This is a genomic window from Candidatus Saccharibacteria bacterium, from assembly GCA_016699955.1.
Classification (GTDB): domain Bacteria; phylum Patescibacteriota; class Saccharimonadia; order Saccharimonadales; family UBA4665; genus JAGXIT01.
Genome location: CP064993.1, coordinates 312,277 through 326,505 on the forward strand (window position 1 = coordinate 312,277; position 14,229 = coordinate 326,505).

General features: G+C 49.7%; 14 protein-coding genes. 4 read left to right on the plus strand and 10 right to left on the minus strand.

Annotation, left to right across the window (positions count from 1 at the left end):
- The first annotated feature begins 20 nt into the window (after positions 1-20).
- Both IPL85_01650 and IPL85_01655 read left to right on the plus strand, forming a co-directional pair.
- Positions 21-1,313, plus strand: a complete 1,293-nt coding sequence (locus IPL85_01650; GenBank protein ID QQS20138.1) for a hypothetical protein — start codon at positions 21-23, stop codon at positions 1,311-1,313.
- Positions 1,310-2,056 carry an endonuclease/exonuclease/phosphatase family protein gene (locus tag IPL85_01655; protein ID QQS20139.1) on the plus strand — a complete coding sequence of 249 codons (747 nt, stop codon included), beginning with the start codon at positions 1,310-1,312 and terminating at the stop codon, positions 2,054-2,056. The genes IPL85_01650 and IPL85_01655 overlap by 4 nt, the downstream gene beginning before the upstream one ends.
- Here the strand turns inward: IPL85_01655 and IPL85_01660 are convergent.
- From IPL85_01660 to IPL85_01690, 7 genes are all read right to left on the minus strand, one after another.
- Positions 2,053-3,786, minus strand: a complete 1,734-nt coding sequence (locus IPL85_01660) for a hypothetical protein (GenBank protein QQS20140.1) — start codon at positions 3,784-3,786, stop codon at positions 2,053-2,055. The two genes, IPL85_01655 and IPL85_01660, sit on opposite strands and share 4 nt — an antisense overlap.
- A gap of 25 nt (positions 3,787-3,811) precedes the next feature.
- Positions 3,812-4,270, minus strand: a complete 459-nt coding sequence (locus IPL85_01665) for an NUDIX domain-containing protein (GenBank protein ID QQS20141.1) — start codon at positions 4,268-4,270, stop codon at positions 3,812-3,814.
- Positions 4,263-4,859, minus strand: coding sequence for a threonylcarbamoyl-AMP synthase (locus IPL85_01670; GenBank protein ID QQS20142.1), 597 nt, complete (start codon positions 4,857-4,859; stop codon positions 4,263-4,265). Before IPL85_01670 ends, IPL85_01665 begins: the two co-directional genes overlap by 8 nt.
- 2 nt (positions 4,860-4,861) lie before the next feature.
- Complete coding sequence (locus IPL85_01675) at positions 4,862-5,278, minus strand: hypothetical protein (protein QQS20143.1); 417 nt, start codon at positions 5,276-5,278, stop codon at positions 4,862-4,864.
- Between the two features lie 99 nt (positions 5,279-5,377).
- Positions 5,378-7,360: a hypothetical protein gene (locus IPL85_01680; protein QQS20144.1), complete on the minus strand. Its 1,983-nt coding sequence runs from the start codon at positions 7,358-7,360 to the stop codon at positions 5,378-5,380.
- A gap of 57 nt (positions 7,361-7,417) precedes the next feature.
- Positions 7,418-8,011 carry an HD domain-containing protein gene (locus IPL85_01685; GenBank protein ID QQS20145.1) on the minus strand — a complete coding sequence of 198 codons (594 nt, stop codon included), beginning with the start codon at positions 8,009-8,011 and terminating at the stop codon, positions 7,418-7,420.
- Between the two features lie 151 nt (positions 8,012-8,162).
- A complete protein-coding gene (locus tag IPL85_01690; protein ID QQS20146.1) occupies positions 8,163-8,762 on the minus strand; it encodes a hypothetical protein in 600 nt (199 codons plus the stop codon).
- Positions 8,763-8,798: 36 nt separating this feature from the next.
- Between IPL85_01690 and IPL85_01695 the strand changes: the two genes are divergently transcribed.
- Entirely contained in the window at positions 8,799-9,851 is a 1,053-nt protein-coding gene (locus tag IPL85_01695) for a dihydroorotase family protein (GenBank protein QQS20147.1), read from the plus strand.
- Between the two features lie 183 nt (positions 9,852-10,034).
- On the opposite strand, the gene pyrB is transcribed toward IPL85_01695, so the two are convergent.
- The 3 genes from pyrB to aspS all read right to left on the minus strand — a co-directional run bounded on the left by pyrB (position 10,035) and on the right by aspS (position 13,453).
- Positions 10,035-10,955: an aspartate carbamoyltransferase gene (gene pyrB, locus IPL85_01700; GenBank protein ID QQS20148.1), complete on the minus strand. Its 921-nt coding sequence runs from the start codon at positions 10,953-10,955 to the stop codon at positions 10,035-10,037.
- A gap of 62 nt (positions 10,956-11,017) precedes the next feature.
- Positions 11,018-11,533 (minus strand): hypothetical protein, encoded by a 516-nt coding sequence (locus IPL85_01705; protein QQS20149.1) that lies wholly within the window; start codon positions 11,531-11,533, stop codon positions 11,018-11,020.
- Positions 11,534-11,692: 159 nt separating this feature from the next.
- Positions 11,693-13,453, minus strand: coding sequence for an aspartate--tRNA ligase (gene aspS / locus IPL85_01710; protein ID QQS20150.1), 1,761 nt, complete (start codon positions 13,451-13,453; stop codon positions 11,693-11,695).
- Positions 13,454-13,740: 287 nt separating this feature from the next.
- On the opposite strand from aspS, the gene cas2 reads away from it, so the two are divergent.
- Complete coding sequence (gene cas2, locus IPL85_01715; GenBank protein QQS20151.1) at positions 13,741-14,175, plus strand: CRISPR-associated endonuclease Cas2; 435 nt, start codon at positions 13,741-13,743, stop codon at positions 14,173-14,175.
- Positions 14,176-14,229: the final 54 nt, after the last annotated feature.

The following is a 14,229-nucleotide window of genomic DNA, read 5'->3' on the forward strand; positions in this document are numbered from 1 at the left end:
AATACCTGATACTTAGTGGCATGCACATATTTTTCTCTGGCATAGGCGGAACAGGGATAGGACCCCTTGCGCTGGTGGCAAAACAGGCGGGGTACGATGTTTCTGGGTCGGACAAACAGGGCTCGCAGTACATTGAGTATTTGCGCGAGCACGGCATAACTGATATTTCTATCGACCAATCGGAAGAAAATATCAGTACAATTCATGCACGCCATGCTATAGATTGGTATGTGTACTCATCCGCTGTTGCTATCGAGCAACCCGATGCACCAGAGTTTCGGTTCTGCCGAAAGCAAAGTATACGCATGAGTAAGCGCGACGAGTTGCTAAATGAGATCTTGTCGCAAAAAAATCTCAAGCTTATCGCTGTTGCCGGCACGCATGGAAAAACAACCACCACTGCAATGTCAGTCTGGGTTTTCAAGCAACTCAACATTCCTATAAGTTACATCTTGCCCGCAAAAAGCAGTTTTGCCGAAATGGGCGCCTTTGAACAAGGCGCAGAATATTTCATATACGAATGCGACGAATTTGACCGTAACTTCCTCCAGTTTCACCCTACCCTTAGCCTTATCACGGGTATAGTTTGGGATCACCCAGACATTTATCCTACTTCCGAGAACTACTCCCAGGCGTTTAAAAACTTTATCTGCCAGTCGCACTCAAGCGTGATGTGGCAGAGCGATGTCACCCGAATTGGCAACCAACCAAGTGAAAATGATGCTGTTTTATCAGATACAGACGAAAAAATGAAACTAATTAAACTTTCTGGTGAGGTTAACCGACGCAACGCGTGGCAAGTTGCCAACGCACTTGCTCCATTCCTGCACAAACCTGTCGATGAATTAGTGACAATCCTTGAACAGTTTCCCGGTGTCTCTCGGCGCTTCGAACAGCTATTGCCCGGGCTATACAGCGACTATGCTCACACCCCCGAGAAAATTCGTGGCGCCCTTCAGCTTGGTCACGAAGTGGCAGGGGAAAATCTTGTGGTTGTATACGAGGGTCTTCATAACACTCGCCAACATTTTATTAAAAACACGCTCCCAACTCTTTTTGAGGGCGTCAAACAGCTGTATGTTGTTCCTAGCTATCTGGCGCGCGAAGATGAGTCGCTTGAGCTTCTTACTCCGGAAAAACTATGTAAACTACTAAGCGCAGAAGTACAAGCCCACGCTGAGCCTGCAGCACTCGGTGACCGCCTAAATCAGCGGCTACAAGCGCATCTGGACAGCGATGACACGGTGCTCTGCCTCAGTGCTGGTGGCGGCGGCAGCTTGGATGAATTGCTGCGGCAGGAGTTTTTCCGTTGAAACTAATGCAGCTAAACGTTTGGATGGGACGCCTCACTAGGCAAATTCTGCCACTCATTGAACAAGAGAAGCCAGATATCATAACAACTCAAGAAATGTTTAACGCCAATGGTATTGTTGGACTGCCAGATAACACGTTTCATCTGCTCGAGCTTATGAAAAAAGTTGGTGACTATAAGTACGTCTACTTCTCGCCGATTTATGAGGCACCCTACGTTGATGTCACCGTCGGCTGCGGCAACGCAATACTAAGCCGTTTCCCTCTGGTACAAAAAACGACATTTTTTACGAATGGGGCATTTCAGCCCTGCGACAAAACTGCCGTATTTGAGTCAAACATACGCAATGCTCAGGTTGTTTGCCTAGAACTGCCCGACGCAAAGCGCCTGCACGTTGTAAACCACCACGGCTACTGGGAGCCTAACCCCTTAGGCTCTGAAAAAACGGTTGCCTGTATGCAGCGTGTAGCCGACGCAATCCGGGAGCTTTCTGGCGCCGTTATATTTGCCGGCGATCTCAATATCAACCCCGGCACTGCTGCAATGAAATTATTTGATGGCATGCTTGAGGATTTGACTAGTACATACGGCATTTCTGACACCTTGAGTGTCCTTGGCAAGGTTCCAGATGTTGCTCCTGACCACATACTGGTAAACAGCGGCATTCATGTCCACGGTTTTCGGGTACTCGACAACCTTGTGTCGGATCACAAAGCACTCACACTGGATTTTGATGTACGCTAGAAAATAACCACAGCCAATACTGCGAGTAGAACGACGAGTACAATAAACCAGCCTGCTGTTCCGGCCGGTGTCGTTGGGGGGTGTGTAATCGTTTTGATGAGTGATTTTGGCTGGCTTGCGGATGATTGCGCCGGTATGGACGTACTACGGCTAGCTGTTGACGACTGGGCAGCCGGGCTTTGACCGTTGTTAGGTGGCGAGCCTCCGCCCCCACCTGCGAGTACTGCTGCAACAAGCGCCACCTCACCGGCAGCACCGTCAATTACTTGTTTTGACTTCGGTCTAGTTTCATGGGCACGTTCTTTATAATACTCATGGCCGTACACAAGCGAAGTTTCTTGGACAGCTTTGCCGTGTTTGTCGACCTCAATATTGTGCCAAGCGCTGCGTTCAATGTGGTGGCCCTGAACGAGCTCCAGTTGTTCCCGCTGACGATCGATTTCAGTTTGTTCCGCCTTTGTTACTACTCTTTCAGCTTCTTTGTGCTCAGCGACCAGTTTCTTCTCTATTTCGGCCTTAATTTCGGTGCGTTGCTGCATAATCTCCCTGGCTGACTGTGCTTGCTCAGTTCGATTGGCTTCAGGACGAATCGCGGCTGATGGCCGCTCAACGGTGCGGTACTTTTCAGCGGCCGCTTCACGAACCTTTGCAGACTCGGCCTCGCGAATCTGATCCCAGCGCTGGTTTTCAATATTTCTCGTTACCTGTTTGCGCTCAACTGCAAATTTACGCTCCATTTTTTTCTCGCGGCGCTTATGTCGAATATGCTCGATACCACCGCCAACAATCAACCCCGCTACCAGACCCTTGTTCCTGCCACGTTTATAGGCGTAATACTCAGCATCCTCTACGGCACTCGCAACGTTTGCAGCAGACACAGCCGTATTGGCCGCAGCCGGTGCCGTGTACACTGAGCCGGGCGCGAGCGGTGCAGTGTAAGTCGTTCCTGCTGCGTAGCGTCGATGCGGGAATAATGGACGTGCAGATGATCCTGCAGAAGATCCTACAGGCGGGGGCGGAGTTGGTGGGCGAGTTCCGCCAGCCCCAGCTGCAGCGTGGGCGGCGGGCGTTACTGGCGCTGCTCCCGAGCCTGTTGTTGAAGACGTAGCCGCCGCACGACTGCTTGCCGCGGTACGCGTAGTATAGGCGGGGGTACTGTCGTCTTCGTTATCACTGTCTTCAGCCGTTTCAACAATAGTACCGGCCTGCACCTCAGCAGCTGGTATTTCCTGTGCCTCTTCCGTGTATTCAGGCAGATCCAGTTCGGTCGTTGCAACAACAGGCACTTCCTGCTGCGGCTTCGCCGTGTCTTCTGCAGCTTGCTCTACCGTAGCAAGGCTGACCGCGCGCTCAATAATTGCACTGTCCCGTTCAGGTGGAATTCCACGTAAATCAATTTCACCCTCGTTTTGTAGCGAGCCGGCAACACGTTCTTCGGCATCAGAAAGCGGCGCTTCTTCAGCAGGCATTTCACTTTGTTCAACTACTTTCTCTCTGTCCGCTTCACCTGGTTTCGTTTCTGAGGCAAGTTTTTCGCCGCTAAAAAGCTTGTCAAGCAGTGAGACTTCTTTTGCGACCTTCTCTTTTTTTTCTGCTTTTTCGGCAGCTTTTTCGGCGCCAGCTATGATACTACCGATTTCCCGGCTTTTTTTACTCTTTTTTTCGGTCTTACTATCAGAAGAATCCTTTTCTGAGCTGTCTTCCGGTGTAGAGATCGGTGCGCCTTCCATGTATTATTACCCTACCAGATTTACACTATTTTTCAACATGTTGCTCTCCATACTGCTCGCCGCTTTGTATAGCTCCAAGCATTTTTTTGACGCTGGGAATAACGTTTTCAGGCAACTCATCCAATCCGAACCAGCTAATGTGTTCGTGAACATCAGGCTCGGCGTTGTAAGGCTCACCTGCCCACTGCTCCGCCAAAAACACCATATTACACCATTCCATTTTGGGCTCATCAGTGACTTGAAGCCAAAAAGCGAGTTTGAATTTGGTGTTTTCTGGCTTAACTACTACGCCCACTTCCTCTTTGGCTTCTCTGACGGCAGCAGCCAAAAAACCCTCTTTCTTTTCAACTTTACCCGAAGGTAAGCCGTAGTATCCATCCATCCATCCTGTATTCTTCCGACGCACGAATAAGTACTTTCCGTCACGCTCAATGAGCATAAAAGCTGCACAGTACGGCCGCGCGGTTGTAGCGAACCTATCCACGATGTATCTTTCCGGTTTCGTCTATCTTGACAACACCTTCCCGCAGAACCTCAATGGCGTCGTCAACCACGCGAATAATCGTCGAGGGCTGGCGGTCGCCCATATTACCACCGTCAACATAAAAATCAACCGTTTCACCGAAGTATTCCTCTGCTTGCTGCATGGTTCGTGCGGTCGATTCACCGGCGTGATTGGCGCTAGTCGTCATGAGCGGTCCCGATACCTCGAGAAAGGCACGCAGGTCAACACTGTCTGGGATACGAACTGCGAGTGAATGCTTACCTTGGTGAAGATATGTCAGTTCATCACCACAAGGAATGACAATGCTTATGGGGTTTGGCCAGAAATACTCCACAGCCTTGAGGTAACGAGCCTTCATGCCAAGGTCTATCAGTTGTTGAATGTTCGCTGCCAGCACCGTACCAGGGTTCGCATCCCGTTTTTTGACCGTAAAGAGGCGCCGTACTGCCCCTGGATCTTGGGCGCGGCATACCAAGCCATAGACAGTATCGGTCGGCAACACACCGACAGCGCCCGTTTTGAGCAAAGCGTCAATCCCTGGGTTGTGCAAACCGTGAAATACCTGCACGCCTACTGCCCTTTGCTGTACACCATGTACGTCACGACAGCGAGCGCGGTAAAAATAATGACAGCTCCAACCATAGCTGCTATGGGCAACGTACTTGGTTGCTTTAGCTTAGCCGGCGCAGGCTTATCTGCTTGTTTGACAGGTTGTGGTACTTCAACCTTTTTGTCTTGGGGTACTGTCTGTACACTGGCCTGAGGCGTAGTACCTGGCTCGATTTGTACAGCTGCAGCACCTACATTGGCGCTTGCCTGCTCGACTGTAGCCTCTTGACCGGTCGAGGTCGTCGAGTATTCATTTTTCTGGGGCACCCCGACATCCAATACTTGACCTGATGTCGGAGCAGATTGAGCTACAGGAGCCTCCCGAGGAGCATTGTCTTGAGCGACTGATACTGGTTGCTTTTTGATGTCTGTATCCATGCCCTTATTGTACCAGTTTATTTGTTTGTGATCCCTGTTTTTTGTACAGGTCAAACCAACCATATGGCTCTGGCTGACACCGTGGCAACACATCTACCCCTAGCGAACGCTCGTTAAACTAACATCGGCAATTTTGCGCGGAGCACCCCCAGCCACATTTACGGCATATTCGGCTACTTCCGAAGCTCCAGCTATGCGGTACACAATAACCGAGTCATTCAACCAATACGATGGCACCTGCATGTTCTTCTGGGTGATAAGTGATTTATCCTTCCCATCCGAAAGACTTCGTAACAATAGCACTCCCGCATTGTCCCGCACATCCACCCAAGCACTTACTGTTAGCTTTGGACTATCGACAAAATACCGTGAGCTATAGCTAGATGGTGGCGTGGACTCCACGGGCGCGGAAGCACCGAGTGTGTACTCGTACCAGTTCGATGGGGTCTGAAATTTCAGTTTTGTGTAATCGCTCCGCAGTAAAGCCCAAGCGTCTCCACTAAACAATACTTTTTTACCAGTACCGTCTGTGTTTACTTTTGAGAACGTTTCTTTGGTGTTCGGGTCTGTCGCCGAAACCGTGTAGTACACCGTATTACCTATGAGCTCAATCCCGGCAAAATAGTTTGCATTGGCGAGCTGGAAGCGTTTGTTAGCCGCAAAGTCGTAGGCAATAATTTTCTGGCGGCTAGCGTTGGCGGCGCTGGCACCGGCAACCGTTTGACTGTAAACCAAGGTATCGCCGCGCCAACCAAGTAAAGTTACCTGTTCGGAATACTCGATATTAACCTGGTCGCCCGACTCGGTGTCGAGAACAAAAAGACCCGACAGAAGGTAACCGTCTTTATTACGTTTATCGTCCCTGGAAGACACAACGGCAACTTTGTCACCGCTGGGCTTAGGTAGGACAGCCATAGCCTGCGTTTCTAGACCTGTGCCTGCTAGCAAAAGTTCACGATTTTTTCCGTCAACGTGCATTTTGTAAACATCGAATTTACCAGTCTCTTTAGTGATGAAGATAGCGCGAGCTGACGGAACAAGGCTGCGTTTTACAACTCCGTCCTGAGCATCGGCAATGTCAATCTCTTCTGGCCGAAGACTGTCTTTTGAGATTTTTATATTAGCCGTACTACCAGGCGCAATCGTCATTACAGCTTTGCCGTCTTTGTTTGACTTGGCTGTTGCCTCACCGCTTGTTACTGAAACGTCGCTTACCGGCTTTCCCGACAGATAGTCAGTAAACACAAAACTAATTTTTTGACCAGTTGGTTTGAGCGTAAATTCACTGAGTTCAACAATAAGCATGCCAAAATCTACCTGTTTTTTAACTCCTGCCAAAGCCATTTTTCTTCTATCCACTTCGTGGGAACCTAAATGTATGCCGGCAAGTCGCACCTCGCCCTTATCATTTGTTTTGCCAGATACGCCGTCAACTTTAACTACCGCATTTTGCAAGGGCAGACTGGTCGCACCATCGAGTACGCTTACGAGTACACTAGAGCGCACCCCAGCAGTGTTTAACATCATATTTCGCACTGGCTTCGCAAAAATTACCACTAGCGCTAGCAGAACACCAACCATAATCGTGCCGTATCGACTCCACGGGCTGTCCCACCAGTGAAACCAAGCATTTTTCATCCGCTCAAACACAGATGGTTTCATGACGGTCGCCGGTGCAGCCAGCACACCCAATGCGGCATCTGCATCTTTATGCAGAATATCGTCGACTGCCGCTGCGGTGGCTTTTTCATCCTGCTCAGAAGAAGCTTTGAAGTCTTCTGGCAGCTGTTCCATATCGAGGTCTTTCTCGTATGAGCCGTCTTCGCCCTCCGTCGTAGGTAACACATCAACATCGCTCGCTTCTTCTTGTGGCGCTGCGCCATCGAAATCTGCAGCCTGCTGCTTTTCACTCAATTCGGGGGAGACAGCCTGCTCAGAACTTGGTTTCTGTGATAGTTCAGGGGCCGACTTCACTACGGGCATACTGCCGTCAAAGCCCTGGGCTGGTCCCATAATCTGGACGACATGTTCTTCGGCTTTTGCATCATCGGAACCTGTTTCGCTGATCGGTATTTTTGCCATTATGCTTATCCTTTAAGCACTATTGTAGCAGAGCGGGCAAGAATACTAGCAATCTACCTACGTCTCAAGAAAACCATTCGGATCCTCTGAAAATTGTTGACTCAAAAAATCGTAGCGAGCAGCAAAAACAGAGCGGGCTTCAGGTAGAGTTATTTTGCGCGTCCAATCTTTTTCCAGTTTGGCGCGGTTTGCAGCCATAAGCTCCTGCGTTGTAAGCCCCGGGTGCTCGCGCCAGTACAAGCTAAGGAACGGTCCGACCATATGCGAACAACCGTCGGCAGTTGCCACAATTTGCACTTCCAACGATGCCTCGCGCAAATCCAGCTCCATTTTTTTATCCATTGTTTCTATGCCCGTCACGGCACGCTCTACAAAATCCGCGGTGAAACCCATCTCTGTTAATTTTACCCTCCCAGACGAAAGTGTTTCATTATACTGGTCGTCAAAGTTTAGAATTTTTCCGTAATCATGCAGCCACACCATCACCTCCACGAGCTCACGGTCAGCCGCCGGATACTTGTCACACAGCTCAAACGCAATACGCTCCACAACCTCTAGGTGCCAGCGCACGAACCACTCGTGATGCACAAATGTTGCTTGCCCCGAAAGCTCCCGCACATGCCCTTTCCACAACTCAATCTTGTCCCGCAATTGTTCGCCCTCCCTTTTCTATTGTGGTGCTTGAAATAATGCGATGAAAACCGGCAACCTTGAGTTTGTTTTCATGCGTTCATTGTAGCAGAGCTAGCTAACCCGGCTCTAAAGATACGCCGCTGACCGCGGGTAGGGTAGGCGAGTGTGCTTACGACGAGCTTAAGTTAGATACTAGCGCCCGGCGGCGGTGGTATATGATGGCAATCATTATGAAGTTGCCAATGAAAATATAAAGTGGGTAAACAAGTTTGGTTAAGTTCGGGTTGCTTACAGAGAGAGCACCGAGTAACCCAGCGGCAGTTGCCATGACCCAGGTCGAGAGAGTTTCGGTTTGAGGTGCCTCCCACGTCTTGACTATCGTCAAGCTGCAACCGACCATATCAACAAAAACGATGATAAGCAGCGCTATAAGTGGACTGTGTAAAACCTGCGATAGTACCATGCCCAGGGCAGCGACTATCAAAGTCGCCGTATCCTGTTTTTTAAAATGGCCATAGCCGTACTTTAGCGAAAAAAATGCTATGGCACCACACCCTGTTACACTACCGACAGTCATCAGCAAAGACCAGCGACTGCCTGCCTGAAACTGGGCGATTACCGACATCACACCAAGTCCTAGCCATACCCACCAAGTCGCCCGTTCTGGCTTAGTAGTACGCCGCAAGATGTCGCGTATATATGGCACGACACAGAGTATCATCAGTAGCCCAGAAGCAATACCTAACCCCGCTCGCAGTGTTTCGTTCATACCGCTCATTGTAGCAGCTAGAGTATACTTAGTGACATGAGTGAGATCTTACGATTGCCGGGGCTTGTAGACGTGCATGTGCATTTGCGAGAGCCAGGGCAAACAGACAAGGAAGATTTTGCGACTGGCACGCGGGCGGCGCTAGCGGGCGGTTTTACTACCGTTTGTGATATGCCTAACAATGCCGAGCCAATTACTACGCCCGAGCGACTTGAAGCCAAAATTGCATTGGCAGGGCAAAAAGTAGTGTGCGACATAGGCTTTCACTATGGCTCTCTGGGAGATAATCTCGACACTTTCGCGGCTGGCGCGAAACATTCTATTGGCCTAAAAGTGTACCTAAATAACACCACCGGCGGTTACACGCTCGACCCTGCCAGACTCAAAGAAATTTACGCGGCCTGGCCGCGCCAACAAGTTGTTTTACTGCATACCGAAGAAGACACTATAGATATCGCCATTGCCTCCCTAGAGGGACTCGACCGCCCAGTGCATATTTGCCACATGCCCAGCCGCGCGGTACTTGAGAAAATCATTGCCGCAAAAAAACGCGGTCTACCGGTTACCTGCGGCGTTACACCGCACCACCTGTTTCTGACTGAAAGTGATGTCGCGCGCTTGGGTGTGTACGGCATGATGAAGCCCCCGCTTAAAACCCAGGCTGACCAAGACTTTTTGTGGCAGCACCTGGGCGACATTGACATTTTTGAGTCAGACCACGCCCCGCACACACGTTCCGACAAGCAAGCTGGTGCATTTGGCGTACCAAACCTCGAAACAACTCTGCCTTTGCTGCTCAAAGCGCGCGCTGAGGGCAAAATCACGCTGGAGCAGATAGTAGAAAAATGCTTTACGAAACCAAGTGCACTTTTTGGCTTACCAACAGATGAGTCAACTTATGTCGAAGTGAAAATGGAGTCGTACGTTATCCAAAATGCCGACCTCCAAACCAAGTGTGGCTGGTCGCCATTTGACGGAGTAGAAGTCCCTGGCAGCGTCACCCGTGTAATTCTTCATGGCCAGCCCGTCTACGAAAACGGCACTTTTTTCCCTGCATCCACTGGCACCATCCTTACCCCATTTTCTTAAATCCGGTACGCTGCCCGCGTAGCGGGGTTCGTTTCTTAAGAGAGGCTCGTCTCACTTCGGCTGTTCATATCACTTCGCTCATGAACAGCCCGCACTATCCCGCCCCGCCTCTCTTGAGAACCGGCGGGACGACCGTGCTTCGCACGGGTGCCTGGGGCAACAGTGAACCCATTATCTCAGTGGTTAATGCTGGCTAAAGAGGTGGTCAAGCAGCGCCATGCGCACATACACGCCGTTGTGAGACTGCCGGAAATAAACAGCGCGCGGGTCGTTATCTACTTCAACCGTTATCTCCGCCACCCGCGGCAGTGGATGCATAATAATCGACTTCTCTTTCATACCAGCCAACACACTTTCATCTATCACGAAATTGTCTTCCACGCTCTGGTCTTTCAGCCGCTCTTTCTGAAGCCGCGTCCAGTACACAACGTCTGCTGCCCGTACCGCAGCTTTCACATCATCTGTCTCCGTAAACGACATACCACGGTTTTTGAGCAGTGCTTTAATGTCGTCACCCATTTGCAGCTGTGGGACTGACACAAAGGTAAAACTTGTGCCCTTGTAGTTACTCATGACTTGCGCGAGCGAGCGAACAGTACGGCCGTGCGCGAGGTCGCCACCCATTACGACGTTGAGGCCTTCGAGTGTGCCCATTTCGCGCCAAATAGTGTAGACATCCAGCAAAGCTTGTGTTGGGTGCTCGCCAGTGCCGTCGCCGGCATTGATAATCGGAACTGGACTGGCCGCAGCTGCTTTATCGACAATACCCGTTTCTTTGTGACGAATCACGATGGCATCGGCGTAGCCACCCACCACCCGTACGGTGTCTTCTATGGTTTCGCCTTTTATGGCAGATGAGAACTCTAGCGCATTTTCGGTACTGACGATGCCCGCTCCCAACCGCTGTGCGGCAGATTCATGGCTCAGACGTGTGCGCGTAGATGGTTCGTAGAACAGAGTTGCAACAATCTTATCCGGATAAAGTTCACGGAGCTGCTTTCTTCCATCTGAGGTTTCTAGCAGTGTACGATATTCCTCGGCTTTTTGCATAAGCCCGCTCAAAACCTCTGGCGTGAGCTGATTCGCCGCCACTAAATGCTGCATAAACCCTCCTAATTATCCTAGATATTGTACTACGATTTTTATTAGGCGGCGTGTAGTATTTCTTAAGCCGGCACCCTTCCCTGTGTATATACAGCGCAAGCGCGACCTGGTCTATCCAGCCCTGGATACGTTGCGACCGCTAGTTCGTATCCGCAATCTAGGAACCTACGTAGGCTAGATCCAGTCCGGCATAAGGCATAAGGAACCCAATCTTCTGCGGTTCTCGCACATGTAAGACGCTTTATAACATGTTTACCAAGTTCTTTCCCTCTAAAATCATTCGGTACCCACAAAGAACCTATCTGCCTAAATTTACCACCAAGTATTGTCGTATCACCTGATGTTGTTTGACTTATGACAGGAGTAGCCTGTTCATCTGGACGCTTGTAGCGACCATACGCCGCCGGTACTCCACGAATGGACAACACAAGGCTGAGCGGACTAAGCCAAAGTGTTTCTGGCGTCACAGGCACCATGGTTTCTGTCTCCTTATTAATTCCCGCGGCAACCAGCTCCAACACGTTATCTGGTGGCTGCTTACCGGGTGTAAAAAACTCGAATTTTATTACTTCTGTCATGTGTTTTAACTTCCATATTAAAAGCCCCCGTTTATTTATAAAACGAGGGCATGTACGCAAATATTATAAATGCATGCCCCTACGGGCGCGGACGGAGACAAAAACCGCAAACATGCAAAACCATAAAAAGATTGTACCTAGCAAGCTAGTAAAACACAACTATTCTTCAGCTATGCGTACTGAGAGTTCTTTCAACTGTTGGTCGTCGACGTGGCTCGGTGAGTTCATCATAACATCAAGGCCGCTGCCGTTTTTGGGGAATGCCACGATTTCTCGGATGTTTTCTTCGCCCATGAGCACCATAAACAGGCGATCTAGGCCAAAGGCGCAACCGGCATGAGGTGGCGCGCCGTACTTAAACGCGTTTAACATAGCGCCAAATTTTTCTTCCACATAAACTTCGTCAAATCCAAGCAGCCCAAATACTTTGTAAAGCACTTCGGGGTTATGATTACGCACACCACCACTACATATTTCGTAACCGTTTGCGACCATGTCATATTGATCCGCCAAGATTTCCAGCTTGTTTTCGGTATGCTCCAGGGCTTGCGCACCGCCCTTTGGCATACTGAACGGGTTATGGCCAAAGTCCATTTTGCCCGATTTTTCATCGAGCTCATAGAAAGGAAAATCTATAATCCAGCACAATGCGACAACATTCGAATCCTTCAGGTTGAAATGGGCAGCAAATTCATTTCTCAGCCGTCCAAGCACCTTGTTAGCGACATGCCTCGTGTCGGCTCCAAAGAACACTGCATCGCCGTCTTCAGCCTGGGATCGGTTTTTTACTTCGGTGAGTTCAACTTCATTCATAAATTTAGCAATCGGTGATTGCACTTCGCCATCTTTGTACGTGAGGTAGGCCAACCCGCCAGCACCCTCGCTTTTGGCAATTTCTGTAAAACTGTCTATTTGCGAGCGCGAAAGCGAAGCGCCACCTTTGACGCAAATGGCTTTGACTGCTCCGCCGTTTGCAACGGCATTTTTGAATACGCCAAATTCGGATTTCTCAAATACGTCAGATAACTCGATCAGCTCCATTCCGAAACGCAGGTCCGGCTTATCACTGCCATATTTTTCTATCGCCTCAGTGAAAGGGATACGCGGGACGTCGGTTGTCAGCAACGTTTTACCGGCAAATTCTGTGACAAGTTTTGTTATAAGCGGATCAAATGTAGTGCGCACTTCTTCGCCGTCCTCTACAAAACTCATTTCGGCATCGAGATGGTAAAACTCGCCGTAGAGCCGATCTGCCCGTGGGTCTTCGTCTCGGAAGCATGCCGCCAGTTGGTAATAGCGCGGCACGCCGCCTACCATAAGGAGCTGCTTAAATTGCTGCGGCGCCTGGGGAAGGGCATAGAATTTGCCGGGATGTATACGCGAAGGGATGAGGAAATCACGTGCGCCCTCGGGGCTACTATTGGCCAGAATTGGTGTAGCAACTTCGGTAAAACCTTGCGATTCTACATAATCTCGCATAAATTTATAGTAGGCTGCTCGTTTCTTGAGCATGTGCTGCATCTTGGGACGACGTAAGTCTAGGTATCGGTAGCGCAGACGAAGTTCTTCGTTTGCTTGCGCTTCGGCAAATGGCTGTATGGGTAATGTATCAGCGCGGTTTAAGATACGTATTTCAGCGACTTTCACTTCGACACCACCAGTTTCCAGGTGTGGATTACGCAAATTTTCACTCCGTTCTACCACCATTCCTTCTGCGGCAATGACGTATTCGTCGCGCAACTCCTCGGCTGTCTTGAACGCCTTTGCTGTCTCTGGGTTTATGACGAGCTGGAGTAGCCCGCTGTGATCACGTAGATCGATAAATATCAGGCCACCATGATCGCGGCGCGACTGCACCCAGCCCATCACGGTAATCCCCTGACCGACTTTTGATATTGATTCAGTAGCAAGTGTACGCATAAATAGTTATCCTCATAAGTTGATAGCGGCGCTTTTCTCTAGGATCGATCACACAAGCAGCCCGGCCAGACTACCTGCCGACCCGTAAATTACTATCTGTAAAAAACCGCTGTCTCATCTGCCCCCATTCTACCACCCTCCCCCATAATTCTCTCTCTTTCATAACAAATCTGTCGCGCTCGCGACAGATTTGTTATGATTAAAATATGAGGATAAAACCGATTGACTATCGAACGAATTATAGAAGCAAGAAACATCCGGCGTTAATTTTCGTATTACGTGGCCTGATGCCCTATACGCAAGAGAACGTGCTACTAAGTTTTAAGCCTGGGTTGTTTTTTGCAGAACTTGAAAAAGTGTCTGGTTACAAGCAGGCGACCCTTAAGACCACCTACTACCGCGCCCGGCAAAATGGTCTAATTGCACAAGATATTGTCCCGATACTAACCGAGAAAGGTATGCACAAAGTTCGTCCGTATATTGCTCGCAAACTCAGTAATGATGCACGACTAATTGTCCTCTTTGACATTCCTCAGCAGAGAGCACACATTCGGGAGACCCTGCGGCGGCTCCTGAAAAATCTTGGGTTTGAAATGGTACAACGTAGTGTATGGGTAACAGACATGGATTATCGAGATGTGCTGCTTGAAGCAATAGAGTCTTTGGAATTGAAAGACTGCGTAGAAGTACACGAGAGTCTCCGCTTATATCCCAAAAAATAGTAGCATTTTTGTCGCGGTTGCAATGTTTTTGTTATGGGGGTGAGGTTATTGGTG